This is a genomic window from Rhizobium sp. N731 (assembly GCF_001664145.1).
GTDB lineage: Bacteria > Pseudomonadota > Alphaproteobacteria > Rhizobiales > Rhizobiaceae > Rhizobium > Rhizobium esperanzae.
Map to the genome: position 1 here is coordinate 126592 of NZ_CP013605.1, position 25241 is coordinate 151832.

General features: G+C 62.0%; 24 protein-coding genes and 2 pseudogenes. 13 read left to right on the forward strand and 13 right to left on the reverse strand.

What is annotated here, in order from left to right; translation table 11 throughout:
- The first annotated feature begins 91 nt into the window (after positions 1-91).
- The 7 genes from AMK02_RS25900 to AMK02_RS25930 all read left to right on the forward strand — a co-directional run bounded on the left by AMK02_RS25900 (position 92) and on the right by AMK02_RS25930 (position 6927).
- Positions 92-1384: a flagellar hook protein FlgE gene (locus tag AMK02_RS25900; RefSeq protein WP_064807430.1), complete on the forward strand. Its 1293-nt coding sequence runs from the start codon at positions 92-94 to the stop codon at positions 1382-1384.
- Positions 1385-1397: 13 nt separating this feature from the next.
- A complete protein-coding gene (gene flgK, locus AMK02_RS25905; RefSeq protein ID WP_064807432.1) occupies positions 1398-2858 on the forward strand; it encodes a flagellar hook-associated protein FlgK in 1461 nt (486 codons plus the stop codon).
- Positions 2859-2860: 2 nt separating this feature from the next.
- Positions 2861-3907 (forward strand): flagellar hook-associated family protein, encoded by a 1047-nt coding sequence (locus AMK02_RS25910; RefSeq protein WP_064807434.1) that lies wholly within the window; start codon positions 2861-2863, stop codon positions 3905-3907.
- Positions 3908-3917: 10 nt separating this feature from the next.
- Entirely contained in the window at positions 3918-4292 is a 375-nt protein-coding gene (locus AMK02_RS25915; RefSeq protein ID WP_064807435.1) for a DnaT-like ssDNA-binding protein, read from the forward strand.
- Positions 4293-4444: 152 nt separating this feature from the next.
- Positions 4445-5338, forward strand: a complete 894-nt coding sequence (locus tag AMK02_RS25920; protein WP_064807436.1) for a DUF6502 family protein — start codon at positions 4445-4447, stop codon at positions 5336-5338.
- The gene (locus AMK02_RS25925) at positions 5335-6429 is read left to right on the forward strand and encodes a DUF5666 domain-containing protein (protein ID WP_064807437.1); all 1095 of its coding nucleotides are present in this window, start codon (positions 5335-5337) and stop codon (positions 6427-6429) included. Before AMK02_RS25920 ends, AMK02_RS25925 begins: the two co-directional genes overlap by 4 nt.
- Positions 6430-6678: 249 nt before the next feature.
- The gene (locus tag AMK02_RS25930; protein WP_064807957.1) at positions 6679-6927 is read left to right on the forward strand and encodes a hypothetical protein; all 249 of its coding nucleotides are present in this window, start codon (positions 6679-6681) and stop codon (positions 6925-6927) included.
- Positions 6928-6945: 18 nt separating this feature from the next.
- Here the strand turns inward: AMK02_RS25930 and AMK02_RS31515 are convergent.
- Positions 6946-7064: pseudogene (locus AMK02_RS31515) on the reverse strand (type II toxin-antitoxin system VapC family toxin); the annotation flags it as partial.
- Positions 7061-7303 (reverse strand): annotated as a pseudogene (locus AMK02_RS30860) (plasmid stabilization protein). The pseudogenes AMK02_RS30860 and AMK02_RS31515, both read right to left, overlap by 4 nt.
- A gap of 241 nt (positions 7304-7544) precedes the next feature.
- On the opposite strand from AMK02_RS30860, the gene AMK02_RS25940 reads away from it, so the two are divergent.
- Entirely contained in the window at positions 7545-9362 is a 1818-nt protein-coding gene (locus AMK02_RS25940; RefSeq protein WP_064807439.1) for a methyl-accepting chemotaxis protein, read from the forward strand.
- 40 nt (positions 9363-9402) lie between these two features.
- Here AMK02_RS25940 and doeB read toward each other — a convergent pair whose 3' ends face one another.
- The 10 genes from doeB to ehuR form a co-directional block, all read right to left on the reverse strand.
- Complete coding sequence (doeB, locus tag AMK02_RS25945) at positions 9403-10410, reverse strand: N(2)-acetyl-L-2,4-diaminobutanoate deacetylase DoeB (protein WP_064807440.1); 1008 nt, start codon at positions 10408-10410, stop codon at positions 9403-9405.
- 7 nt (positions 10411-10417) lie between these two features.
- Complete coding sequence (doeA, locus tag AMK02_RS25950) at positions 10418-11599, reverse strand: ectoine hydrolase DoeA (RefSeq protein ID WP_064807441.1); 1182 nt, start codon at positions 11597-11599, stop codon at positions 10418-10420.
- Positions 11600-11631: 32 nt separating this feature from the next.
- On the reverse strand, positions 11632-12624 hold the full coding sequence (gene eutC, locus AMK02_RS25955; protein WP_064807442.1) for an ectoine utilization protein EutC: 993 nt from the start codon (positions 12622-12624) through the stop codon (positions 11632-11634).
- Positions 12621-13622: a hydroxyectoine utilization dehydratase EutB gene (gene eutB / locus AMK02_RS25960; protein ID WP_064807443.1), complete on the reverse strand. Its 1002-nt coding sequence runs from the start codon at positions 13620-13622 to the stop codon at positions 12621-12623. Before eutB ends, eutC begins: the two co-directional genes overlap by 4 nt.
- A gap of 4 nt (positions 13623-13626) precedes the next feature.
- Positions 13627-14406: an ectoine utilization protein EutA gene (gene eutA / locus AMK02_RS25965; protein WP_064807444.1), complete on the reverse strand. Its 780-nt coding sequence runs from the start codon at positions 14404-14406 to the stop codon at positions 13627-13629.
- A 1-nt stretch (position 14407) separates the two neighbouring features.
- Positions 14408-15067: an ectoine/hydroxyectoine ABC transporter permease subunit EhuD gene (gene ehuD / locus AMK02_RS25970; RefSeq protein ID WP_064807445.1), complete on the reverse strand. Its 660-nt coding sequence runs from the start codon at positions 15065-15067 to the stop codon at positions 14408-14410.
- A 4-nt stretch (positions 15068-15071) separates the two neighbouring features.
- Complete coding sequence (gene ehuC / locus AMK02_RS25975; protein WP_064807446.1) at positions 15072-15731, reverse strand: ectoine/hydroxyectoine ABC transporter permease subunit EhuC; 660 nt, start codon at positions 15729-15731, stop codon at positions 15072-15074.
- A gap of 74 nt (positions 15732-15805) precedes the next feature.
- Positions 15806-16654: an ectoine/hydroxyectoine ABC transporter substrate-binding protein EhuB gene (gene ehuB, locus AMK02_RS25980; protein ID WP_016735739.1), complete on the reverse strand. Its 849-nt coding sequence runs from the start codon at positions 16652-16654 to the stop codon at positions 15806-15808.
- Positions 16655-16713: 59 nt separating this feature from the next.
- Positions 16714-17499: an ectoine/hydroxyectoine ABC transporter ATP-binding protein EhuA gene (gene ehuA, locus AMK02_RS25985; RefSeq protein WP_064807447.1), complete on the reverse strand. Its 786-nt coding sequence runs from the start codon at positions 17497-17499 to the stop codon at positions 16714-16716.
- 122 nt (positions 17500-17621) lie between these two features.
- The gene (gene ehuR, locus AMK02_RS25990; protein ID WP_064807958.1) at positions 17622-19007 is read right to left on the reverse strand and encodes a MocR-like ectoine utilization transcription factor EhuR; all 1386 of its coding nucleotides are present in this window, start codon (positions 19005-19007) and stop codon (positions 17622-17624) included.
- 101 nt (positions 19008-19108) lie between these two features.
- Here ehuR and AMK02_RS25995 point away from each other — a divergent pair, with 101 nt between their 5' ends.
- The 5 genes from AMK02_RS25995 (at position 19109) to AMK02_RS26015 (ending at position 24169) form a co-directional block, all read left to right on the forward strand.
- The gene (locus AMK02_RS25995; RefSeq protein ID WP_064807448.1) at positions 19109-19609 is read left to right on the forward strand and encodes an Lrp/AsnC family transcriptional regulator; all 501 of its coding nucleotides are present in this window, start codon (positions 19109-19111) and stop codon (positions 19607-19609) included.
- Between the two features lie 119 nt (positions 19610-19728).
- Positions 19729-21225: an NAD-dependent succinate-semialdehyde dehydrogenase gene (locus AMK02_RS26000; RefSeq protein ID WP_064807960.1), complete on the forward strand. Its 1497-nt coding sequence runs from the start codon at positions 19729-19731 to the stop codon at positions 21223-21225.
- 26 nt (positions 21226-21251) lie between these two features.
- Positions 21252-22631 (forward strand): aspartate aminotransferase family protein, encoded by a 1380-nt coding sequence (locus tag AMK02_RS26005; RefSeq protein ID WP_064807450.1) that lies wholly within the window; start codon positions 21252-21254, stop codon positions 22629-22631.
- A gap of 13 nt (positions 22632-22644) precedes the next feature.
- Positions 22645-23718 (forward strand): alcohol dehydrogenase family protein, encoded by a 1074-nt coding sequence (locus tag AMK02_RS26010; protein WP_064807452.1) that lies wholly within the window; start codon positions 22645-22647, stop codon positions 23716-23718.
- 58 nt (positions 23719-23776) lie between these two features.
- A complete protein-coding gene (locus tag AMK02_RS26015; protein WP_064807453.1) occupies positions 23777-24169 on the forward strand; it encodes a DUF4112 domain-containing protein in 393 nt (130 codons plus the stop codon).
- A gap of 29 nt (positions 24170-24198) precedes the next feature.
- Here AMK02_RS26015 and AMK02_RS26020 read toward each other — a convergent pair whose 3' ends face one another.
- The gene (locus tag AMK02_RS26020; protein ID WP_064807455.1) at positions 24199-25236 is read right to left on the reverse strand and encodes a Gfo/Idh/MocA family protein; all 1038 of its coding nucleotides are present in this window, start codon (positions 25234-25236) and stop codon (positions 24199-24201) included.
- Between the last annotated feature and the right edge of the window lie 5 nt (positions 25237-25241).

Sequence of the window (25241 nt, forward strand, 5' to 3'; positions counted from 1 at the left end):
TGCCCGGCGCCTGACGATGTCTTGCGCCCAAAATCCGGGCCTGGAAGCCTGTCGTCACATGGCATGTTCCCAAACCTTTAAGGATCGAGCCATGAGCATTTTTGGAAGTATGAAAACCGCCGTCTCCGGCATGAGCGCGCAGGCAAACCGGCTGAGCACGGTTTCCGACAATATCGCCAATGCCAACACCGTCGGCTACAAGGCCGTTTCCACCTCCTTTTCGTCGCTGGTCCTGCCCTCTTCCTCGGGCAATTACAATTCCGGTGGCGTGCAGACATCCGTGCGCCAGGCGATTTCACAGCAGGGCGATATCTCCTATACGACTTCGGCCTACGATCTCGCGATCTCCGGAGACGGGTTCTTCATCGTCGAAAGCGCCGACGGCACGCCGGTGCTCACCCGGGCCGGCGATTTCTCGGTCGACAGCGACGGTAATCTCGTCAACAGCGCCGGCTACACGCTGATGGGATATTCTTATGACTCAGGCGTTCCGGCGGTTGTCGTCAACGGCTTCGACGGGCTGGTGCCGGTCAACGTCGCCCAGTCGGGCCTGAGCGCGATCGCTTCGACGAGCGCCTATTTCAGCGGCAACCTGAATTCCGAGGCGACCGTCGTCACCGATACGACGACGCTGCCGAGCGCCAACACATCCGATGTCACCGACGATACGCAGAAAATGTCGCTGGTCGCTTATGATAGCCTCGGCGCCACAGTCCAGTACGACTATTACTTCACCAAGACGGGCGTCACGACCGATGCCAACGGCGCGGTCACCGGCAGCAGCTGGGAAGTCGCGGTTTACCGCAATGCCGATGCGGCGACCGGCGGCACGACCTCCTTCCCCTACTCCTCCAGCTCCGTCAGCGTCGCGACACTCTCCTTCGATGCGGACGGCCAGCTGACGTCGGCGACGGACACCGACATCGTCGATCCGGTGACGGCAAAGACAATCACGATGGACTATTCCGACTTCACCCAGCTCGCCTCCGATTTCTCGGCGACGGGCTCGGCCGACGGCCAGGCCGCAAGCGCGGTGAGCTCGGTCTCGATCGGCACGGACGGTGTGGTGTCGGTCTCCTATGCCAACGGCACGACGAAATCCCTCTACCAGATCCCTCTCGCGACGGTCGCAAGCCCCGACAATCTGACCCTGCTCAGCGGCAACGTCTATACCGCCAACGGCATGTCCGGCGTCACCGTCACCGGCTTTCCGCAGACGAACGGGCTCGGCTCCATCCAGTCCGGCGCGCTCGAAAGCTCGAATGTCGATCTCGCCGGCGAATTGACGGAGATGATCGAGGCGCAGCGCAGCTACACCGCCAATTCGAAGGTGTTTCAGACCGGCTCCGACATCATGGATGTCCTCGTCAATCTGAAGCGATAGAGGGAGCGCCTGGATGTCGCTCACGTCAGCCTTGAACAGCGTGCAGAATATTTTCAACAATACCGGCCAGCAGAGCAGCGTCGTCTCGACCAACATCGCCAATGTCGGAAATTCCGACTATGTCAGGCGGGAGGCGTCGATCACGACGTCTCTTTCCGGCGCTCAGGTCGTCAGCATCGGCCGGGCGCAGGAAACTGCGCTGCTCGCCCAGTACCTGCAATCCAACGCCAAGGACAGCGCCCAGCAGACGCTCGTGACCGGTCTCGAAAGCCTGCAATCGCTGATGGGCGGCAATGACTACGAGACATCGCCGAGCACCTATCTCGCGGCCTTCCAGGAGGCGCTCCAGACATATGCGACGTCGCCGAGCAACACGACCGCAGCGCAATCGGCCGTCACCGCCGCGCAGGATCTCGCCAATTCGCTGAACACCGCAAGCGATGGCGTCCAGTCGATCAGGGCAGAGGCGGATGCAGAGATCGCCACGCAGGTCTCCACGCTGAACACGCTGCTGTCGCAGTTCGAGGCGGCCAACAACGCGGTCAAGCTGGCGACATCGACCGGCGCCGATACATCTACGGCGCTCGACGAGCGCGAGAAGCTCCTGAAGCAGATCTCCTCGATCGTGGGCGTCACCTCCGTCGTGCGCGACAATAACGACATGGCGCTCTATACCTCGGACGGCACCGTGCTGTTCGAGACCATACCGCGCACCGTCACATTCGCGTCGACGGCAACCTATGTCGCCGGAACCGAGGGCAATGCCATCTATATCGACGGCGTGGCGCTCGATGCCGGCGAGGGTTCGACGACGAGCGCCTCGGGCAGCCTGCAGGCGCTGCTGCAGCTCCGCGACGAGATCGCCCCGACTTTCCAGGACCAGCTCGACCAGATCGCCAAGGCCCTCGTCCAGGTCTTCTCGGAAACCGACGGCAGCACGAGCGCGCCGGGACTTTTTACCTGGACGACGGCATCGGGGACAACGGGAGAAACACCGTCTGATACCGACGATATTACCGGGATTGCCTCCACCATCTCGGTCAATCCCGCCGTCGTCACGAGCGAAGGCGGCGATGCGACCAAGCTGCGCGACGGAACGATCAGTGGCATCACCAATCTCAACACCTCCGGAGATAGCGGTTTTTCCGACAATCTCGACGCCCTCTATCAGGCGCTGACGGAACAACGCTCGTTCTCCGCCGACGCCGGTCTCTCCACAACGCAAAGCCTGACGGACTATGCCAGCGCCTCCATCGGCTGGCTCGAACAATATCGAAGCGACGCGACGTCGGCGTCCGAAACCACGGCCGCCGCACTGTCTCGCTCCGACGAGGCCTATTCCAACGAAACCGGCGTCAATCTCGACGAGGAGCTGACGCTGCTTCTCGACATCGAACAATCCTACAAAGCGGCGACGAAGATCCTGAACGTCATCGACGAGATGTTCCAGTCGCTCCTCGACATAGCGAGCTAGTCATGAAAGCATCTTTTGTCTCATCATCGGCGATGCAGAATGTTTTGCGGCTCACCATCAGCCAGTCCCAGAACAAGCTGCAGCAGGCCTCGACGGAGGCGACCACAGGGACTTACGCCGATATCGGCGTCTCCCTCGGAAGCGGCGCCGCAAAATCGATCAATCTCACGAGCGCGATCGCCCAGGCCGCCTCGTTCAAGACGAGCAATTCCGTCGTCGCGCTGCGCATGGAAGCGTCGCAAACCGCTCTTTCCAGCCTCAAGGATGCCGGCGACAGCCTGGTCTCCAACCTGACCGCACTTCAGGCAAGCCAGGATACGACGAGCATTGCTGTTGCCCTGCAATCGGCAAACGCCACGATTTCGCAGCTGATCTCGACGGCCAACACCTCGGTCAATGGCGAGTTCCTGTTCGGCGGAACGAACCTCGACAGCCAGCCCCTGACCGATCAGTCGTCCGCAGTCTCGGGTACGATCGTCACGGCGCTCAACGACTATGCAACCGGTCTCGGAAAAGACGTCAGCGAGCTAACGGGCGAGGAAATCGGCAGCTTCATCACCGATACGGTCGAGCCGATGTTCTCCGAAAGCAGCTGGACGGACGCTTCGAGCGGCTGGTCGAGCGCATCGAGCACCGACATGACCAGCCGGATCAGCGCATCGGAGACCATCACCTCGTCGACCAACGCCAATTCCGAAGGCATGCGTTACCTGGCACTTGCCGCCACCGTCGTCTCCGCCCTCTTCGGCCAGGATCTGAGCTCGGACGCGCAGAGCACCGTCGCATCCAAGGCGATAGGCTACGCGGCTCAGGCGACGTCAGGCATCGTGACGCAGCAGAGCGAGCTTGGCCTCTCGCAGGAACGGCTCGAAAAGGCAAATGACGCGCTCGACGCCCAGTCGAGCCTGCTGCAGGGAAAGCTCGTCGACCTCCAGGGCGTCGACACCTATGAGGCTTCGACGCTCGTCAACCAGCTGCAGACGCAGCTGGAAACCGCCTACACGCTCGTCTCGAAACTCCAGAATCTCAGCCTGGTCAACTATCTCTGACGGATTGAAAATGCGCGAACTCAAGCGGCTGCAGAAACCGGCCTTAAGAAACGAGCCAAACACGTCCTGCTCCGAAATCGTGGCGGAAGCAGCCTTCGCGCTTGCCTCCGGCATCATCGATACGATCCCATTCGTCGGTTGCAAGCTCGATGAGCAGCAGGCGCGGGCGTGGCCGCGATCAGGTGTTTTCACCGATGACGGCGTCGAAATGACCACCACGCCGCCTGAAATATTCGAGCTTTGCGAGCTGCTGGCAGGCCATATCGAAAAGGGTGCGGCATTCGACGTCTTCGAGGTTTTCCACAAGATTGCGCGGATCGACCGACTGATCGACTGGAGCCACGGGGCGGTGCTCTCGCCCGAGCCGCATCCGGTAACGCATTGACAGAAGGCGCGAAATATCTTCCCTATGGCGGCACGATCGTGGCCAGGTTGGCACGAAGTACGGCGTAGGCCGATCTTGCATGGCGCTAGTCCGTTGCGGCATTCCGGACTTTGCCATAGGAGAGTGAAGGCGGCTGTCGAAGTCTGCCGACAATGGTCTTTCAGAGACCGAGTGTGTTCTTGATGTCGAAGCCGCGCGCGAAGCTACCCTTCTCCGAAGAGACCTTGCAGGCCATGCTCGTCCGCGTACTGCGCCCGCTGGTCAAGCTCGCGCTCGCTTCCGGCTTCAACTTCACCGCCTTTTCGGCCATTCTTCGCCGGCTCTATATCGAGGTTGCCGAAAAGGAATTCGCGCTGCCGAACAAGCAGCAGACGGACAGCCGCATCTCGCTTCTGACAGGCGTCCACCGCAAGGACGTCAACCGGCTGCGCGGACAGGAGATTTCGACATCGTTGCTGACTGTCGGCGTTTCGCAAACGAGCCGCATCCTTGCCCGATGGCTGGCCGACCCACTCTATTGCGATGCCGCGGACAGGCCGAGCGCCCTGCCCCGAAACACAAGCGACGGCAGCCCTTCATTCGAGAGCCTGGTGAGCGATATCACCAAGGATGTCCACCCCCGCTCCATCTTGGACGACTGGCTGGACAGGGGCATCGTCGTTCTCGATGAGGACGGCCGCGTCCGGCTCGACCTCTCATCGATCGTCCCGAATGCCGGCGACGACGCTCGCCGGCATTATTTCACCCGCAACCTTCGCGACCACGTGCAGGCGGCGGTCACCAACCTGATGAACGACCCTCCGCCCTATTTCGAACGGGCGGTTCATTATGACGGCATATCTGCCGCGCTCGCCGCCCGGCTCGATGCACTCGCGCGCGAGGAAGCGATGGCGCTGCTCCTGAAGCTCAATAAGGTCGCCCATGTGGCGATCAAGAACGATCCCGGCGGCAACAGCCGCTGGATCGCAGGGCTCTATGTCATGACCGAAGAGGGTGAGACGGGTCTCCAGGCAGATGCCGCTTCCAGGACGGAGGCGGACGAATGAGCCCCTCGATGATCTCGAGAAGACAGTTTCTGCTGGCTGGCATAGCGCTTCAGATCTTGAAGCCGGGATTTGCCGCCGCGCAGTCGACCAGCACCTACGACCATGGGATCGGCGGGTCCGGCACCTCCATCCACCAGGGCGGCGGCGAGAATGAAGACCACGGCATCGGCGGAACCGGCATCGTCGGGACCATCCAGGGTTTTGGCAGCATCATCGTCAACGGCATCCACATACCGTTCAGCGCGACCACGCCGATCGAGATCGATGGACGGCGTGTTCCTGCAAGCGCGATGAAGGTCGGTCATGTCGTCCGTGTGCTGCTGAAGGGAAAGCGTGCCGCCCGCATCACCATCGTCAGCGAGGTCCAGGGCCGCATCGACCGGTTGAGCAAGGCTTCGATAACCATCCTTTCGCAAACCGTCGACACATCCGGTCTGGCGACGAAGGGCCTGCGGAAAGGCAAGTGGGTCGCCGTCTTCGGCATCCGCAAACCAGACGGCACGATCGTTGCCCGGCGCATCGAAACCCGCTCCGTCTCGGATGGCGCCCATGTCCGCGGGATCCCCGTCAAGAGCGGCAATCGCGTCCTGATCGGCGGCCTTTCGCTCGGAGGCGCGCACCGGCAATTGGTCGGCAAGCAAACCGTCGTGCATCTCAAGACAGCGGCTGATCGGTTGACGATCGCCCGCATTCAGCCCGAACCGGTAGTACCGGGGCTCAAACGCGGTATCGTCAATATCGAAACCTTCCGGGCGAGCGACAAGGGCGGACCGAGGTCAGGCCCCGGGGGTTCGCTGCCTTTCGGATCGATGCGGCTATCTCCCGATGGTCACGGCTTCGTTGATATCGGCGTGCGGGATTCGAACAGACTGACCGGTTTTCCAAACCCGCATCCTCCCGGCGGCATCGATTCCCGGCCGCCGCGCGGCTTCTGGGGCGATCCGCCGCATGATCACCCACCCTTTGGCAGAGCCGGTCCTGACGGCTTTTCCGGCCCGGGCGGACCAGGACCCGGGCCGGGACCGGGACCGAATGGTCCGCCGCCGGGGCCGCCACCGGGACCGCCACCGGATTTTCCAGGCCAGCCCTGACGGCGCAACTGAGCGTTTGACAAATGGGAAATTTTCCCATTTATTGTCTTTGCGATCTCTCATTCGGGTGATTCCGAAATAGGGCTTGCCGATTGGCTAACGGGTACCGCCCCACACCCGCTAGCCAATCGTTGATCTCCCATTGCCCGACCGTCAAACACCGCGTTCCCGAGTAACCTCGCTATGGATGGCTCCCTCCGCCCGAAGGCCCATCCGAACCAAACCCTCGTCGCCCAAGAGGAACAGACATTGCTATTGCTGGAACGCAAACCCGAGATGCCGATGGAGATGGACGAACCGAACATCGTCACAACCTGGGAAAACCGCACGCAAATCATCGAGATCATGCATAGCGCGCGCGAGATGAGCCAAGAATTCCAGGATCTCTGGAATAAAAGCGGCGGAATGGGCCGACTCAGCCAGGACGATACGGATAAACTGATCGAGCTTCTGCGTGAAATCGGCGACCTGAATGAAATGCTGAAACGCCTGGCGTAGCAGACGGGCCGGTAATCAGGCGATCGTCACGGTCGACAGGGCCAATTCAGAATCATGACTGACAAGCCAAGCGATCTCGGCTTCGTTGGCGATTTTCTCAAAGTTTCCGAAACAATGTTGGTATCGAGGAAAATCAAAGCTCAATGCCCTTATAAGCTGCTTGCCGTCTTTGATGACGGCTTCAAGATCGATGTCCGTCCCGCTTTGAAAGCCGGGCACAGAAGGACATCGCCGGCTCTCGCCCGGCTTCACCTATTTCATAGGATTCCAGAACTCGCTCGACAATGTCGGCTATTGAGCGATTTTCGCGGCGGGCTAGACGGTGCGCTAGATCCCGCGCCTTTGCGCTTCGGACGGAAAGCTGCGGTTCGGCCATCTGATCCTCCTTGCAACGAAGGTGATGTTATCCGCGCCAGCCATCAAGATGGCTGGGGATGGCTAGCTGAACAGCCATAGAGCTGATCACCCCAATTTTGGACGGTTACTTGACCCTGGACAGTTAGTCGACTTCGCGTCCGGGTAAGAAGTTAACCATATTTCAGCGTTCGTGAGAAATAATGGCATACGTAGATCAGGCATCTCGAAGAAGAGAAGCCCAAAGTTATTTGGAGAGAGTCTTGGCATTTACCATTGCGCGCAGCCTGGTGGCGTTTGGCATCGCCGTTTCAGCCGGTCTTTTCATGTCGATTGGATTGCAGCAATCGGCGCTTGAAAGGCTGAAAGTCAATGGTCCGGTTTACGAGCAGGTGGTCTACGGCAAGGATCTCATCGCCGATATATTGCCGCCGCCGCTCTTTGTGGTCGAATCCTACATGCTGTCCTTCGAGGCGAGCAAATTCCCCGAACTCACCGAAACCAATCTGGGGAAGATCGCCAATCTGAAAGCCGCTTACGACGACCGTCGCGCCTATTGGAAAACCACCCGGCTGCCGCAGTCTTTGAAGGATGAGCTCGAAAACGATGTGCTCGCCAAGGGCGATGTATTCTGGCAGGTGATGAACCGCGAAATCATCCCCGCCTTGAACGCCAAGGACGAAAGTAAGGCGCATGGCGCGATCGAGCAGTTGCGCGTCGCCTTCCATGCGCATCAGGATGCTGTAGAGAAGCTCGTCGCCAATTCCGACGCTTTCCTGAAAGACGAAGAGAGCAATGCCGCTTCGGAAATCGTAACCTGGACAATCTATGCGGGCGCCGCGGGCTTCGGCTCCTTCGCGCTGCTGCTGGTCGGGCTCTATTTTCTGCGCCGTCGAGCCATTGTGCCGCTGGATGGCATGAAGGCCTATATGGGCAGCCTCGCCGAAGGCGATTTTTCGACCGAGGTTCCCTATTCCGACCGCTCCGACGAGATCGGCGCCATGTCCAAGGCTGTGGCGGTGTTCCGCCGCAATGCGCTGGAACGACAAGATGCCCAGAAGCGCGAGACGGCGCTTCGCGATCAGGAATTCCAGCGCGAACGCAGCCAGATGGCTGAAAAGACCGCCGAGGACCAGCGACGCGAAACGGTGATCGAGGAACTGACCTACGGCCTGGATCAGCTCTCGCTCGGCAATCTCGATTGCCGCATCACCGCAGCCTTCGCACCGGCCTACGAAACGTTGCGTGCCAAGTTCAACGACAGCCTGGATGCGCTTTGCGTTTCGATGGCGGAGGTCGCCCAGACCTCCCGGCAGGTCGGCAGTTCCTCGACCGGCATCACCAATGCCGCCGACAGTCTCGCATCGCGCACGGAGCAGCAGGCGGCTATGCTCGAAGAGGCTACCGCCGCGCTCAAGGAGATGAACGCTAAAACCAAGGATGCTTCGAACCATGCCGGCAAGGCGACCGGCATGATGGCCGAGACGCGCAGCAGCGCCGAGCATTCGGCCGCCGTCGTTCGCGATGCGATTGCCGCCATGGAACGGATCGAAGGTTCATCCGCCCAGATCGGCGAGATCGTCAACGTCATCGACGAGATCGCTTTCCAAACCAACCTTCTGGCGCTCAACGCCGGTGTGGAGGCCGCCCGCGCCGGCGAAGCGGGCAAAGGCTTCGCCGTTGTAGCGCAGGAAGTGCGTGAGCTCGCCCTCCGTTCGGCCAATGCCGCCAAGGAGATCAGATCTCTGATTTCCACGTCATCGTCTCAGGTTTCCACCGGCGTGGAGCTCGTCAACCGCACCGGCAAGGCGCTTATGGAAATCGAAGGCCAGGTCGAGCAGGTCGCCGGCCTGATCGCCCGCATCGTTTCGGTTTCCTCCGAGCAGGCGGTGGCGATCGGGGAAATCAATGCTTCCGTCAACGCGCTCGATGAGGTCACGCAGCGCAACGCCGCCATGGCCGCGGAAACGGTCTCAGCCTGCCGTGCGCTCGGCGGCCAGACGCAGACGCTGGAAGGGATTGTCGGTCGCTTCCAGACCGATGCGGCAGCTGCCGGATCAAGAGCGCGGAAGGCAGCTTGATGTTGATCGGACAGTGACGTTCATCACGCGCCAGTCGTCGTCAGTTCGTCACGATCGCCACGACCCCAACGCAATCGCCTGATTTGACCAGCCCCGGGAAATGCCGCGCACAGAGAATACCGTCCATGGCGGCACGGATCTCGCGCGGCGCCTCACCCGTCCTGCCGGTCGGATAGACGCGAGCGATGACGGCATCCTTGGCGACCGCTTCACCGAGGTCGATCGCGGGTTCGATCAAACCGCCCTGTTCAGCGAAGGAGAAACAGCGGCCATCCGGCATATCCAGCCAGATCGTTGGCCCGATATCGACGGCGCCGGCGACGATACCGGCATGTCGCAGCACGTTCATGGTGCCGCGTTTGGCGATCGCCGCACTTCTGGCCGTGGCGGTACCTCCACCGCCGAGCTCGGTGGTGATGAAGATCTTGCCCATGTCTTCGGCCGCCGTGTCGTACATGCCGACCGCATCGATCTCCAGCATCTTCATCGAATAAGGTGCGGCAAAGGCTGTCACGAAATCGAAAGCCTGCGCCTCCTGTTGTTTGTTCGGCAGGATGTGCGCTGCGCAGAACGGCAGAAAATCGAGCGTCTTGCCGCCGGAGTGGAAGTCCAGCACGAGATCCGCCATCGGCAGAAGCACACGCTGGAAATAATCGGCGATCTTTTCGGTCACCGTGCCGTCCGGACGACCCGGGAAGCTGCGGTTCATGTTGCCTCTGTCGATCGGCGATGTCCGGGTTCCTGCAAGGAATGCCGGGTAATTCATTGCCGGCACGATGATGACAGCGCCGCTCACCTCCTCTGCCTGCAGCGAGCGGGCGAGATCGAAGAGCGCAATCGGTCCCTCGTACTCGTCGCCATGATTGCCGCCGGTCAGGAGCGCCGTCGGTCCCTTGCCGTTCCTGACGACCGTTATCGGAACCATCACCGAGCCCCAAGCAGAATCGTCGCGGCTGTAGGGCAGCCTGAGGAACCCGTGCTGGACACCCTCGGCGGCCAAATCCACCGTCGCGCTGATCGGCGACGGCCGCAAGCCAGTCTCTGTCATGACAACCTCAATCCTTGACCAACAGCTTGCGCGGCACGTTGGCGAGGCATTCGACACCGCTTTCGGTGATGAGGATGCTCTCCGTCGTTTCGAAACCCATGTCCTCGAGCCAGAGGCCGGTCATGAAATGGAAGGTCATGCCAGGCTTCAACTCCGTCCGGTCGCCCGGCCGCAGGCTCATGGTGCGCTCGCCCCAGTCCGGCGGATAGGAAAGCCCGATCGGATAACCCGTGCGGTTGTCCTTGACGATCCCGTATTTCTTCAACACCGCGAAGAAGGCGTTGGCGATATCCTCGCAGCTATTGCCGGGTCTGGCGACCGCAAGACCGGCTTCCATGCCTTCCAACGTCGCTTTTTCGGCGTCGAGAAAGGCCTGCGTCGGCTTGCCGAGGAAGACGGTGCGCGACAGCGGCAGATGATAGCGGTTGTAGCAGCCGGCGATCTCAAAGAAGGTGCCCTCCCCCTTCTTCAACGGCCGATCGTCCCAGGTCAGATGCGGTGCGGATGCTTCGACGCCGGACGGCAGCAGCGGCACGATCGCCGGATAGTCACCGCCGATGCCGTCGACGCCACGGATGCCGGCATCGTAGATTTCCGCCACCAGATCGCACTTGCGCATGCCGACTTCGATCTTGTCGAAGATGCGGGAATGCATCGCTTCGACGATGCGGGCGGCATTGCGCATATATTTGATTTCGGTCTCGCTCTTGACCGCGCGCTGCCAGTTGACCAGCGCGGTTGCATCGACGAAGCGCGCATTCGGCAGATGCCTCTGCAGCGCAGCGAAGGCGGCGGCGGAAAACCAGTAATTGTCCATCTCGACGCCGATCGTCAGCTTGGCGAAGCCGCGCTCCGTCAGGATGCCGGAGAGGTAATCCATTGGATGACGTTCGGTGGACTGCACGTAGTGATCGGGATAGCCGACGATATTGTCGTGCTTGACGTAGGCGGTGAGCTTGGCGCCATTGGCGTCCTGGCCGCGGCCGAACCAGATCGGCTCGCCCTGCGGCGGCACGATCACCGCCTGGTGCACGTAGAAGGACCAACCGTCATAGCCGGTCAGCCAGGCCATGTTCGAGGGATCGCTGACAACAAGCAGGTCCACACCCTTCGCTTCCATGGCACGTCGTGTTTTTTCCAGCCGCGCGGCATATTCGCCGAGCGAAAACTTCAGATTGGGCTGGGTCATGTTTCTTCCCTTCTTTTCCGGCGCCGCGCCGGTCAGCTTTCGAACGTGGTTCCTGCCTTCATCGCGCCGGCGCGGGCGAAGGCGAGAGTGGCGATAGCGGTGTCCTGGATGCCGGTGCCGGTGAGGTCGGCAATGGTGATCTGATCGCCGCTCGTCCTGCCCGGCGTCCGGCCGGAAACGATCCGGCCGAGCTCGGCGAAATCCGCATCGGCCGCGACCAGACCGGCTTCGATTGCGTGGTGCAGCTCGCCGAGGCGGCACGTCTGTTTCAGACTGTCGGCGACATAAAGGCCGGCACGGGCGATGGCCACGGGATCGATTTCGTTCTTGTGCTCCGCATCCGATCCCATCGCTGTCAGATGCTGCCCGGGTTCGAGCCACCCGGCTTCGACGATCGGTTTTTCCGCAGGCGTGGTGGTCACGATAATGTCGGCACCGGAGATTGCCTCTCTCGGATCCGACGCAGCGATGACGGGAAATCCGAGTTCTCCGCGCAATTCGGCCGCTGCCTTCTGCGCCTTGGCGGCATCACGGGCCCAGATCCTGGCCTCGGCGATAGGCCGCACCAGCGTCAGTGCTTCGAGCTGCAGCCGAGCCTGCATTCCGGCGCCGAAAATTGCGGCCACGCTGGAGTCTTGCCGTGACAGGTATTTCGCAGCGACGGCGCCGGCTGCCGCGGTGCGCACATCCGTGAGATAGCCATTGTCCAGAAGCAGCGCCTGCACCAGACCTGTCCGGCTGGACAGCAGCACCATCATGCCATTGGTGCTCGGCAGGCCGATCTTTGGATTGTCGAAGAAACCGGGGCTGATCTTGACGGCGAAACCTTCAATGCCCGGAACGTAGGCGGTCTTCACATCGACCTCACCCCGATATTCCGGAATGTCGAGCCGCAGAATCGGCGGCATGGCGACCGCCTTCGTTGCAAGCGCCGCGAAAGCCTGCTCGATGCAGGCGACCGCATCGCGATCGAGCACCACGATCTTGCGCAATTCCGCTTCCGTCAGAATGATCATGCGGTTCATGGGCCATCCTCCGTGAATGCCGTACCCTCGCCGTTGATCACCCGGCGGTGCTGTTCCATGTCGACATTCCGCCCCGAAAGGATCGCAACGACCGGGCCGCCGGAGCTGATCTTGCCCGCCAGCAGCGCTGCTATTCCGACCGCTCCCGCGCCCTCGACGATCTCACGCTCACAGGCATAGGCATGACGCATGCCTGCGGCGATCTCCGCCTCCGTCAGCAGGACGACCTCGTCGAGAAGCGCCTGGCACATGGTGAAAGTCACGCGATTGTCGAGGCCGATGCCACCGCCGAGCGAATCCGCAAGGCTTCTCACTTCCTCGACCTGCACCGGCCGTCCGGCATCGAGGCTCGCCTTCATCGCGGCGCCGCGTTCCATCGTCAGGCCGATCACTCTCGTTTTCGGATTGACGCCTTTGATCGCAGCGGCAACGCCCGCAGCAAGGCCGCCACCCGAGAGCGGCACCAGAACCGTGGCTGTCTCGGGCAATGCATCGACGATCTCGAGCCCCAGCGTCCCCTGCCCGGCCACGACAGCCGGATGGTCAAAAGGCGGGACCATCACCAACCCTTGATCTCGCACCAGCCGGTCCACCTCCTCCTGCGCCTCGTCCTGTGATCGACCGACGATGCGCACATCGGCGCCGAGACGGCGGATTTCTGAAACCTTGTTCGCCGGCACCAGCCGCGACATGCAGATCGTCGCGATCATGCCTTGTGCCTTCGCCGCATGGGCAAGCGCCCGGCCGTGATTTCCCGTCGAGGCGGCGACGACGCCGCGCACGCGTTCCGCCGGCGACAACGACGCTGCTGCATTGGTCGCCCCGCGAAGTTTGAAGCTGCCCGTCGTCTGACGATGTTCGAGCTTCAGCCAGACCGGAACGCCCGCGATCTCGCCGAGCGATGCCGACGACATGATCGGCGTTTCCACAACACGGCCGGCGATCCGGTGCGCCGCCGCACGGATATCCTCCAAGGAAACTGGCAAGGGGCCCCTCATGCGCTCAGCCTTCCCCATAGGGCCTGGTCATCAGTTGACCGAGCTCGGGCCGCGGCTGATCGTCGCCGCAAAGCCGCAGGCAGGCCCAGGCGGTGGCGAGATTGCTGGTCACCACCGGCTTGCCCGTCTCGGCTTCGATGCGGGCGGCGACCTGTGCGGCGCGCACGGCGGTGCAGGAAATGAACAGTGCATCGGATTGCGGCGCCAGCGCCTGGCGGGCAAAGGCGGCTATTTCATCCGGCGCAATCCGTGCCATCTCGCGGTCGTCGCTCAGACCGAGGCAGGTAAAGCGGTCGATCGCAAAACCAAGACGGGTGAAATAATCCGCCATCGGCCGGCTGGTTTCGATCGTATAGGGTGTCAGCACGGAAATCCGCCTGGCGCCGAGCGCCTTCAGGGCTTCTACAGCAGCCGCCGTTGGCGTCACCACTGAAACGCCCGGCTTGGCCGCATGGATCGCTTCCTCGATCTTGCGGTCGCCGATCACGACCGAGGCGGCGGTGCAGGAATACATGACGGCATCCAGCGTCTCACCCGGCAGAATGAGCCCTGCGCCTTGGGTCAGCGACGGCTGCATCTTCAGGAGATTTTCTGCCGTCACGGGATTGGCGTAGTGGATGCGGCTGACATAGACGCCGATACGGTCGCTGGCGACCATGCGTCGGAAGTCGGCTTCCGTCGTGTGGTCGGTCGCCAGAATGACGAGGCCGATGCGTTTTTCCAGCGGCCGGTCGTCCAGCCGTGGCAGTCGGCCGGCGGGAATGATCTCGATCGATTTCGTCATGTCAGTCATCCATCCTGGCATAGCGCTCCTCGAGCCAGCGCAATCCGAGAACCGAAATCAGACTGATGACGAGGAAGAAGACGCCGACGAGCGTCATGGGTTCAATATAGCGATAGTTGCTATTGGCGATGCTTTTGGCCTGGTTCATCAGTTCCAGCACGGTGATCGCCGATAGCAGTGGCGTTTCCTTGAACATGGCGATGAAATAATTGGCGAGCGCCGGGATCATTGGCGGGATCGCCTGCGGCAAGATCACGTGGATCCAGGCCTGGCGCGTCGTCAGATTGGTAGCCCTGGCCGCTTCCCATTGTCCGCGCGAAACGTTCTCGATGCCGGCGCGATAGACCTCGGCCGTATAGGTCGCATAATGAATGCCCATGCCGATGACGCCGGCGGTGAGCGGCGACAGCCGGATGCCGATATCCGGCAGGACGTAGAAGATGAAGTAGAGCTGCACCAGCAGCGGCGTACCGCGAATGAATTCCGCGACGAAGCCGACCGTTCCGGAAATGGCGGCGACCGGCGACCGCCGCGCGATGGCAAGCGCGAGGCCTGCGACCATGGCGACAGCAGCGCCGAGGATGGTCGCGAGAATGGTGATCTTGAACCCTTCGAGAAGGGTCGGCATGATCTGCCAGACGAAATCCCAATCCCATTCCATTTGATCAGGTCCTCATGCCGTCGAGACCGCGTGTCATCCGTCGCTCCAAGAGGCGCATCGTCGCCGAGATGGCGGAGGCCATGAGGAAATAGAGGATGAGGATCGTTGCGAAGGGCACCAGCGTATTGCCGGTCTGCGCCCGCACCACTTGCGCCTGAAAGGTCATGTCGGTCAGCGAGATCAGCGACACGACGGCCGTGCCCTTCAAAAGCTCGATCGCATTGTTGCAGAAGGTCGGCAGCATCAGCGGCAACGCCTGCGGCAGGATGACGTGGCGCATGCGCTGGTAGCGCGACAGATTGAGCGCGATACAGGCTTCCGATTGTTCGCGCCCGACGGCCTTGACGGCGCCACGCACCACCTCCGCCCCATAGGCGCCGACATTCAGACCGAGCGCCAGCACGCCCGCCTGCAGCGGCGTCAGCGTCAATCCCGCGAAGGGCAGGACGAAATAGACCCAGAAGAGCTGGACGAAGATCGAGGTGCCGCGAAAGAATTCGATATAGGCGGTCGCCAGAGCCCGGACGGCAAAAAAGCGCGACAGGCGGCCGAGGCCGGCCAGGAAGGCCATGACGAGCGCCAGCGCCGAGCCCATGATCGTCAGCTCGAGCGTCACCAGGGCGCCTTGAAGGATCAGTGTCAGATAGCCGGACCAGACCGACATCGGCAGCTCATTTCTCGGGAGATGGTGCGAAGGGCAACCGGCCATGAGGAACATGGCCGGCTGCTTACATCAGGTTACTTGGCGGCGGCGCAGAGCTTTTCGCGGCTCGTCGACATCGCCGCCTTGGCCGAGAAGCCGTAGGGTTCGATGATCTTGGCGAATTCACCGGATTCCTTCAGCTTCTTCAGCTCGACGTCGAAGGCATCGCGCAGCGCGACGTCCTGCTTGCGGAAGGCGGCGCCGTCGCAATAGACCGGCGCGTTGACGACGGGGGCGACGGTTTCGAGGTTGGGATCCTTCGCCTTGTCCATCAGATCGTGGATCGACAGGACCGGCAGCGAATAGACGTCGATGCGGCCGTCCTGCAGCATCTTGATACCGCTTTGCCCATCCGGAACGACGATGACGCGGTCACGCGGCACGCCGGCTTCCAGCGCCAGCTTTTCCTCAGTGCCGCCGCCCGGCGCACCGATCTTGGCGTTCGGATTGTCGGCTATATCCTTGTAGCTCGTCAGCTTCAGCGGGTTGCCCTTCTTGAGAGCAAAGGCTTCGGCATCGCACAGGATCGGTTCGGAATAGGCAACGGCGTTGCAGCGTTCGGGTTTCATGAAAAGGCCCGCCGTAATTGCGTCGTGTCGGCCGGCCTGCAGACCGGGGATCATCGCGCCGTATTCCGAGATCGAGGCGACCACTTCCTTGACGCCGAGTTTTTCGAAGATCACACGCGCCACATCGGGGGCGGCGCCCGACACCTTGCCGTCGGCGCCGACGGCGGTGAATGGCGGCTCGTTGGCGATGGCGATGCGGGCGAAACCCTGCTCCTTCAGCTGTTCGAGCTTGTCATCGGCGGCGGATGCCGGGGCGGCCGCCGTAACCAGAAGCACCGACAGGCTGACGGCGCTCAAAACATATCCTGCTTTCATCGTTCCCAACTCCTCTGGCTTTCTCTTTGAGTTTTGTTGTTCGCGGGCAATGTCTGAGGTCAGACGCGGTGCCCTGCCGCGATGATCTTGCGCAGGAAGGTCTGCGTCCGTTCCTGCGTCGGATTGCGGAAGATGTCGCCGGGCTTGCCTTCCTCGACGATCCTGCCGCGATCGAAAAACAGCACGCGGTCGGCAAAGTCGTGGGCGAAACCCATTTCGTGGGTGACGAGAAGCATCGTCATATCGGTCTCGGAGGCGAGCTTCCGCATGACGTTCAGCACCTCCTCGACGAGTTCCGGGTCGAGTGCCGAGGTCACCTCGTCGAACAGCATGATCTTCGGCGACAGGGCCAGCGCCCGGGCGATGGCGACACGCTGCTTCTGCCCGCCGGAAAGCTGCGCCGGGACGCTTCTCGCCTTGTCGGCAAGGCCGACCATCTCGAGAAGCTCCATCGCCCGCTTCTCGGCTTGCGGCCGCTTGAAACCCTTGGTCAACATGGGTGCCAGCGTCACGTTGTCGAGGACGCATTTGTGCGGAAACAGATTGAAGTGCTGGAAGACCATGCCGATCTTCTCGCGCATGCGATGCAGATGCCGCTCATCGGCCGGCACAAGTCCGCCACCGTTCGGCATATGATAGAGCTGTTCGCCGTCGACCTCGATATGACCGCCGCTGATCGTCTCCAGCGTCATCAGAATGCGCAGGATTGTCGTCTTGCCGGAGCCGGACGGCCCGATCAGCGCCAGCTTCTCGCCCGGCATGACATTCATCGACAGGCCGTCGAGCACGGTCAGCGGGCCGTATCTCTTGACGATGTTGTCGATGCGGATGATGGGCGCGGGCATTCATGTCTCTCCTTGTTGAGACAAGCAATGTCCTAACGATGACGGCGCTCGAAAATCATGTCAATTCGTAAAATAATATCATGACAATTATTCTGCGGCTGCCGGCAAATGAGGCGCCCGCCTCAAATCGCGAGCAGCAGCTCTTCGGGATTTCCCTGTGCCAGTGAGGCAACGATCCCCAGTCCCGTCCGCAGCTCGCCTTCCGTCGTCGAGCCGAGCGAGATGCGCACCGCCGGCGTCCAGCCGTGATCGGCGGTGCGGAAGGATTTGCCCGGCGCGATCGCCACGCCGCGCAGCCTTGCCTGCGACACGAAACCATCCTCCGTATGGCTTCCGGAAAGCGGCAGCCAGACATGCAGGCTTTGCGGATGCGTTCGATAGGACAGGCCGGCCAGCATCTCCGCCGCGATTGCATGGCGCCCGACAAGGGCGCGGCGCTGCCAGTTGACCAGTTCCATTGCCGTGCCGTCGCTGACCCAGCGCGTGGCGATTTCGGCCATTGCCGGCGTCGCCATCCAACTGGAGACGAGATGGCGGTTGGCAACGGCGGCGACATAGCGGTCGGGCGCAACGAGATAACCGATCCTGAGGCCCGGAACGGTGATCTTCGTGAAGCTCGTGACATAAAGCGTCCGCTCCGGCGCGAAGGCGGCCATCGGCGGCGCGCGGTCCTCGACCATCGGCCCGAGAATGTCGTTTTCGATGATCGCTATGTCATGCTTGGCGGCAACGGCAGCGAGCGCCTGCCGGCGCTCTGCGCTCATCAGCGCCGCCATCGGATTGATCACCGACGGCTGCAGGAAGATCGCCCGGATCGGCCCCGTCCGGCAGGCCTCGTCCAGCGCTTCGGGAATCATGCCCTCCTCGTCGATCGCCAGCCCCTCGAGATGCAGGCCGAGATAGGTGGAGAGCGGCACCAGCGTATGATGGCTGATCGCCTCGGTCGCAATGGTCGAACCGGGCGGGGCGACGCTCATCAGCGCCACGGTCATGCCCGATGTCGCGCCATTCGTCAGACTGATGTTCAGCGGCGATACGTCGAGGCCGCAGCGCGCCAGCCATTCCGTGGCAACGACGCGATGGCGGGGAAAGACCATGTTCGGCCGGAACGACAGGGCCGAGCTCGACGGCAGATTTTCGGAGAGCCAGCCAAAGGCCTGGCGCAGCCTTTCCAGATGAATCTGCTCGCAGACCGGCTTCAGGATAGAGAGATCGATCACCTCGCCCAGCCGTTCCGGCAGATAAGGTGGTTCCGGCTCGCGCGGCCGCGTCTGCACGAAGCTGCCGCGTCCGATCTCGCCTGATATCAGCCCCCGGCGGCTCAGTTCGTCATAGGCTCGGCTCACCGTCTGCACGGAAAGATGCAGATCATCCGCCAGCTTGCGATGCGGCGGCAATTGCATGCCGTCGGAGAGCTTGCCGTCGGTGATCGCATTGGCGATCTGCTCGGCGAGCGAGAGATAGGCAGGCCGGCGGAGTTGCGAGGGATCGGGGCGCCAATTTGTCATGATTTCAACACTGCTGAAAATCAGTTCAATTGACAATGCCAAAATGCGCTTCCATTGTCTTTTCACCGCGTTTGAAATGATTTCTTTCTAAAGAAAGCGCCATGAAACTCGACGCCATCGATTTGCGAATCCTCGACGCCGTCCAGCACGACGGACGCATTACCAAGCTGGCGCTGGCCGAAAAGGCGGGGCTGTCGCCGACGCCGTGCTGGATGCGGCTGCGCAAGCTCGAAAAGGCGGGGATCATTACCGGCTACCACGCCCGTATCGCGCCGCGGCGCATAGCGCCGGTCGCCAGCGTGATGATGGAAGTGACGCTCGCCAATCATCGCCAGGCCGATTTCGAGCGCTTCGAGCGCGCCGTTGCCGCAACCCCCGAGATCGTCGCCTGCTGGTCGGTCGGCGGCGGCGTCGACTATATCCTGAAAATCATCGCGGCCGATATCGACGCTTATCAGCGGCTGGTCGACGGTCTTCTCGACCGCGAACTCGGCATCGACCGCTACTTCACCTACATCGTCACCAAGACGGTGAAGGAGGACACAGTCCTTCCGGTCTCTTCCTTCTCCGCATCCGGGGAGGAAGAACACAACGTCTCCTAGACAATCTGTCTAGCAGCGGCCGTCCTTTAGACCGTCTGTCTCTTTCCGCCTTCGGTAAAGGACAATCTCTCGTCGGCTCTTGTGGAAGACTTGCGTCAACCGCAAACGAGGAGATGGACATGACCGCCGTTTTTGCCCGCCCCGACTATCATGATGCGCTGTCACGGCTTGCCGACCGTCATCTCCTGCGCGATCTCGCCTATGTCGGCGGCCGGTGGATCGCGGGGGCGACAGGCAAAAGCTTCGCTGTTGCCGATCCGGCCTCTTCGGCAACTCTGGCCTGGGTTGCGAGCCTCGATGCGGAGGAGACGGCGATGGCGATCGATGCGGCGTCGCAGGCCTTTGCCGCTTGGCGCGCGATGCTGCCGCAGCACCGCGCGGCGATCCTGCGGAAATGGCACGCGTTGATGCTCGCCGCCAGGGAAGACCTGGCGCTGATCATGACGCTCGAACAGGGCAAGCCGCTTGCCGAAGCGCGTGGTGAGATCGACTACGCCGCCTCCTTCATCGAGTGGTATGCCGAAGAAGGCAAGCGGCTGAACGCCGAAAGTGTCACCAGCCATCTGGCCGGAGCGGAAATGATCGTGCGGCGCGAGGCGCTTGGGGTCGTCGGTGTCGTCACGCCCTGGAATTTCCCTTCCGCCATGCTCACCCGCAAGGCGGGCGCAGCACTTGCCGCAGGCTGCACGGTCGTTGCCCACCCTTCTTCGGAGACGCCACTTTCGGCCCTCGCGCTTGCCGAACTCGGCGAACGGGCCGGCATTCCCGCCGGCGTCTTCAACGTGGTCACCGGCCATGCCGCAACGATTGTCGGACGGATGTGCAGCGATAACCGCCTGCGCGCCATGAGCTTCACCGGTTCGACCGAGGTTGGCCGCCTGATCGCCGCCCAGTGCGCGCCGACCATGAAGCGGCTGGTAATGGAACTCGGCGGGCACGCGCCGCTGATTGTCTTCGACGATGCCGATGTCGCGAAAGCCGTCGAGATCGCCGTCGGCGCCAAGTTTGCGACATCGGGCCAGGATTGCCTTGCCGCCAACCGCATTTTCGTCCAGCGGCGCATTGCCGATGCCTTCGCCACGGCTTTTGCCGCGCGCATCGGCGCGCTGAAGGTCGGCGCAGGCATCGAGGCTGACAGCGAAATCGGGCCACTGATGCATGAACGCGCCGTCGTCAAGATCGAGGACCAAGTGGCTGACGCGTTGGCGCGTGGCGCCCGGCTCGTTGCCGGCGGCAGCCGCCATAGGGCCGGCCCGCTCTTCTATAAGCCGACGCTTTTGACGGATGTTCCGGCGGATGCGCTGATCATGCGCGAGGAGACTTTCGGGCCTGTGGCCGCACTTGCCACTTTCGATACGGAGGAAGAGGTCGTCGCCCGTGCCAACGATACCGAATATGGCCTCGTTGCATATGTCGTCACCGAGAATGGCGCCCGCCAAATGCGCCTCGGCCGCGCGCTGGAATACGGCATGGTGGCGATCAATCGAGTTAAGATCACCGGCGGCCCGATCCCCTTCGGCGGCTGGAAGCAATCCGGCCTCGGCCGGGAAGGCTCCCGCCACGGGCTCGAAGCTTTCACCGAGCTCAAATACCTCTGCATCGACACCGCCGCCTGAGCGCCATTTCAAGAAGAGGACAGGACATGCTCGAGAAAAGCAACGAACTTACCGCCTGGGACCGCGATCATTTCTTCCATCCCTCCACCCACATGGGCATGCATGCGCGCGGCGAGACGCCGACGCGCGTCGTCGCCGGGGGCGAAGGTGTCTACATCACCGACACCGGCGGCCGCAAAAGCCTCGATGCCTTTGCCGGGCTTTATTGCGTCAATGTCGGCTACGGTCGCCAGGAGATCGCCGACGCCATCGCCGAACAGGCGAAGAACCTCGCCTACTACCACGCCTATGTCGGCCACGGCACGGAAGCGTCGATTACGCTTGCGAAAATGATTATCGACCGCGCACCAGCGGGCATGAGCCGCGTCTATTTCGGCCTTTCCGGCTCGGATGCCAACGAGACCAACATCAAGCTGATCTGGTATTACAACAACATTCTCGGCCGGCCGGAAAAGAAGAAGATCATCTCACGCTGGCGTGGCTATCACGGCTCCGGCGTCATGACAGGCAGCCTCACCGGTCTTGCGCTTTTTCACAATGCTTTCGATCTGCCGCGCGCGCCGATCCTCCACACCGAAGCGCCCTATTATTTCCGCCGGCCCGACCGGTCGATGAGCGAGGAGCAATTCTCGCAACATTGCGCCGACAGACTGGAGGAGATGATTGTCACCGAGGGGCCCGACACCATCGCCGCCTTCATCGGCGAACCAATCCTCGGCACCGGGGGGATCGTCCCGCCGCCCCAGGGCTATTGGCAGAAGATCCAGGCGGTGCTCGACAGATACGATATCCTGCTGGTCGCCGACGAGGTCGTCACCGGCTTCGGGCGTCTCGGCACGATGTTCGGCTCGGATCACTACGGCATGAAGCCGGACCTGATCACCATCGCCAAAGGCCTGACCTCGGCCTATGCTCCGCTTTCCGGCTCGATCGTTTCGGAGAAGATGTGGCAGGTGCTGGTGCAGGGCTCCGATCAGCTCGGCGCAATCGGCCATGGCTGGACCTATTCCGCCCATCCGATCTGCGCTGCCGCAGGCATCGCCAATCTGGAGTTGATCGATGAACTCGGCATCGTCGACAATGCCGGCACGACCGGCAGCTATTTCCGGTCGCAGTTGCGAGAGGCGGTTGGCGGCCATCGGAATGTCGGTGAAGTCCGCGGCGACGGTCTGATGGCCGCTGTCGAATTCGTCGAGGACAGGGACGACCGCCGGTTCTTCGATCCCGGCCGCAAGATCGGTCCGCAGGTCGCATCCGCCCTTCTCGAACGTGGCGTCATCGGCCGCGCCATGCCGCAGGGCGACATTCTCGGCTTCGCTCCACCGCTCTGCCTCACCCGCGAAGAAGCAGACGTCGTCGTCAAGGCGGCTGCGGACGCGATCGAAAGTGTTTTCAAAACCATCTGAGGAGAAGAGCCGCATGAGGATCCCGGAAAAGATGGCGGCGGTGTTGCTCACCGGCCATGGCGGCCTGGAAAAGCTCATCTATGCCACGGATGTGCCTGTCCCGACGCCGACTGAAGGCGAGGTGCTGATCCGTGTTACCGCCTGCGGCATGAACAATACCGACGTCTGGGTGCGCCAAGGCGCCTACGGTACAGAGGATGATCCCTCCGCCGTCTCCACCTGGCGCAGGCAGGGCAACACGCTGACATTCCCGCGCATCCAGGGCACCGATACCGTCGGTCATATCGTCGGCGTCGGCCCGGGCGTTGATCCGAGACGCATCGGCGAACGCGTCATGGTCGACTTCTCGATCTATAATCGCGACGACGACAGTCTTGCCGACATCGATTACATGGGCCACGGACGGGATGGCGGCTACGCCGAATATATGGTGCTGCCTGCCGAGAACGCCCATGTCGTCGCGACCGATCTGACCGATGTCGAGCTCGCCACCTTCTGCTGTGCCTATCTCACAGGCGAACGAATGCTGGAACGGGCAAGGCTTGTCGCCGGCGAGCGCGTCCTCGTCACCGGCGCTTCGGGCGGCGTCGGTTCGGCGATCATACAGCTCGCCCGTGCCCGCGGCGCCATCCCGATCGCGGTTGCAGGCTCCGGCAAGGAGGCGGCGATGATCGATCTCGGCGCCGAAGCGGTCGTGACCCGCGGCAAGGGCGATCTTGTCGAAGCCGTCCATTCCGCAAGCGGTGGCCAGCCGATCGACGTCGTCGCCGATCTGGTCGGCGGACCGCTGTTCAACGATCTCCTGAAGATCCTGCGTCCCGAAGGCCGTTACACGACGGCCGGCGCGATCGCCGGGCCCGTCGTCCAGCTCGACCTGAGGACCATGTATCTGAAGCAGCTCGAGCTGCATGGATCGAGCCAGGGAAGCCGCGCCGACTTCCGCCGGCTGGTCGGCTATATCGAAAGCCGCAAGATCCGGCCTCTCGTCGGCGGTGTTTATCCACTGTCGGAATTTCATCGCGCCCAGACCGATTTCATGGCGAAGAACTTCGTCGGCAAATTGGTCGTGGTTCCCGACCAGAGATAGTGCGCTTCCCCGATCACACCGCCGGCGAACCTTATCGGTTTAGCGGCGTTTCACGGCCATGGACAGCGGCAAAACGACATATCTCACCCCTGCCGAACTCGCGCGAATTCGCCGCGCTGCTAGCATAGCCCGTCTGATGGATACCGCCGTCAGATTGCCGGTCGTCGGCGTGCGGATCGGCGCGGACTCGGTCCTCGGCCTTATCCCCGCTGTCGGCGACATTGCCGGATCCCTGATCGGTCTTTTCATCATCGACGAGGCAAGGCGGCTCGGCCTTCCCGCCCACAAACTCGCCCGCATGGCGGTCAATCTCGGCGTCGACGCCGCCTGCGGCACGGTTCCGCTGATCGGCGATCTCTTCGACGTCTATTTCAAGTCTCACCGCCGGAATGTCGGCATCATCCTCGAGCATTTCGGCATCAGCGAAGACGAGCTGAACCAGCGCATCTGACGAGCTCGACCGCCCTCCGAAGAACCTGTCTACAGCTCCGTCAGGGCGCCGGCCGTCTTGACTGCGTGATCAAGAACAAATTGCAGCTTGGCGGCATGGCCGAAACCCGGCTCCTCCGACTCGCCCTTTTGCACGGCGTTTGCAAATCGTTGGAAATTGGTGATCACCGGTTCGACCTCGATCTTGCGCCAGATCGCCTTGTCGGCATCGGCGCCTTCGCAGGCCCTGAGGGTCGAACCTTCAGGCGTATGCACCACCTCCAGCGCCCCCTTGTCTCCATGCAGGCGCAGGCGCAATTCGTTCAGATGGCCGGTTGCCCAGCGCGTCGCATGGATGACGCCGGCCGCGCCGTTTTCGAGCTCGGCCATCATCAGGAAGCTGTCGTTTGCATCGAGCTCGTATTCCCCGATCCGGTTCCCGGGGCTTTTGTCGAAAACCTTGAGATGCGATGCCGCCGCCTTGACGTCGCTGCCGGCGGCAAAGACCGCGAAGTCGAGAATGTGAATACCGACATCGCCCAGCACGCCGTTGGAGCCATGCTTTGTCGACAGCCGCCAAAGCCATTGCGACTCTTTGGTCCAATCGCCCCAAGCCTTGGACACCAACCAACTTTGGAGATAGGAGGCTTCGAAGTGGCGGATCGCGCCGAGACGGCCATCCAGCACCATCTTTCGCGCCGCCTGCAGCGGCGCCACGTTACGATAGGTAAGGTTTACCATCGTGACCTTGCCGGACGCCGCCGCGGCGTCGGCCATCTCCTTGGCCTCGCGGTAGTTGACCGCAAGCGGCTTCTCGCAGAGCACATGCTTGCCGGCGCCGAGTATCTTCATTGTCGTGGAATAATGCGCTCGATCCGGCGTGACATTGGTCACGGCGTCAAACTCCCCCCACGCAAGGGCGTCATCGAGTGATGTGAAAGTAAGCGGGATTCCATGCCTGAGCGCGAAGGCCCGCAGCCGGACCTCGTCCGTATCGACGGCAGCAACAATCTTGACGCCGGTGATTTCCGAGAAATTCATGGCATGGGTATTTGCCCATCCTCCAGTTCCGAGAATGATCAAGCGCATTTTTG

What these genes read in the sequence shown, in the direction of transcription:
- AMK02_RS25900 (WP_064807430.1), top strand. Translation starts at nt 92, where the DNA reads ATGAGCATTTTTGGAAGTATGAAAACCGCCGTCTCCGGCATGAGCGCG.
- flgK (WP_064807432.1), top strand. Translation starts at nt 1,398, where the DNA reads ATGTCGCTCACGTCAGCCTTGAACAGCGTGCAGAATATTTTCAACAAT.
- AMK02_RS25910 (WP_064807434.1), top strand. Translation starts at nt 2,861, where the DNA reads ATGAAAGCATCTTTTGTCTCATCATCGGCGATGCAGAATGTTTTGCGG.
- AMK02_RS25915 (WP_064807435.1), top strand. Translation starts at nt 3,918, where the DNA reads ATGCGCGAACTCAAGCGGCTGCAGAAACCGGCCTTAAGAAACGAGCCA.
- AMK02_RS25920 (WP_064807436.1), top strand. Translation starts at nt 4,445, where the DNA reads ATGGTCTTTCAGAGACCGAGTGTGTTCTTGATGTCGAAGCCGCGCGCG.
- AMK02_RS25925 (WP_064807437.1), top strand. Translation starts at nt 5,335, where the DNA reads ATGAGCCCCTCGATGATCTCGAGAAGACAGTTTCTGCTGGCTGGCATA.
- doeB (WP_064807440.1), bottom strand. Translation starts at nt 10,410, where the DNA reads ATGACAGAGACTGGCTTGCGGCCGTCGCCGATCAGCGCGACGGTGGAT.
- doeA (WP_064807441.1), bottom strand. Translation starts at nt 11,599, where the DNA reads ATGACCCAGCCCAATCTGAAGTTTTCGCTCGGCGAATATGCCGCGCGG.
- eutC (WP_064807442.1), bottom strand. Translation starts at nt 12,624, where the DNA reads ATGAACCGCATGATCATTCTGACGGAAGCGGAATTGCGCAAGATCGTG.
- eutB (WP_064807443.1), bottom strand. Translation starts at nt 13,622, where the DNA reads ATGAGGGGCCCCTTGCCAGTTTCCTTGGAGGATATCCGTGCGGCGGCG.
- eutA (WP_064807444.1), bottom strand. Translation starts at nt 14,406, where the DNA reads ATGACGAAATCGATCGAGATCATTCCCGCCGGCCGACTGCCACGGCTG.
- ehuD (WP_064807445.1), bottom strand. Translation starts at nt 15,067, where the DNA reads ATGGAATGGGATTGGGATTTCGTCTGGCAGATCATGCCGACCCTTCTC.
- ehuC (WP_064807446.1), bottom strand. Translation starts at nt 15,731, where the DNA reads ATGTCGGTCTGGTCCGGCTATCTGACACTGATCCTTCAAGGCGCCCTG.
- ehuB (WP_016735739.1), bottom strand. Translation starts at nt 16,654, where the DNA reads ATGAAAGCAGGATATGTTTTGAGCGCCGTCAGCCTGTCGGTGCTTCTG.
- ehuA (WP_064807447.1), bottom strand. Translation starts at nt 17,499, where the DNA reads ATGCCCGCGCCCATCATCCGCATCGACAACATCGTCAAGAGATACGGC.
- ehuR (WP_064807958.1), bottom strand. Translation starts at nt 19,007, where the DNA reads ATGACAAATTGGCGCCCCGATCCCTCGCAACTCCGCCGGCCTGCCTAT.
- AMK02_RS25995 (WP_064807448.1), top strand. Translation starts at nt 19,109, where the DNA reads ATGAAACTCGACGCCATCGATTTGCGAATCCTCGACGCCGTCCAGCAC.
- AMK02_RS26000 (WP_064807960.1), top strand. Translation starts at nt 19,729, where the DNA reads ATGACCGCCGTTTTTGCCCGCCCCGACTATCATGATGCGCTGTCACGG.
- AMK02_RS26005 (WP_064807450.1), top strand. Translation starts at nt 21,252, where the DNA reads ATGCTCGAGAAAAGCAACGAACTTACCGCCTGGGACCGCGATCATTTC.
- AMK02_RS26010 (WP_064807452.1), top strand. Translation starts at nt 22,645, where the DNA reads ATGAGGATCCCGGAAAAGATGGCGGCGGTGTTGCTCACCGGCCATGGC.
- AMK02_RS26015 (WP_064807453.1), top strand. Translation starts at nt 23,777, where the DNA reads ATGGACAGCGGCAAAACGACATATCTCACCCCTGCCGAACTCGCGCGA.
- AMK02_RS26020 (WP_064807455.1), bottom strand. Translation starts at nt 25,236, where the DNA reads ATGCGCTTGATCATTCTCGGAACTGGAGGATGGGCAAATACCCATGCC.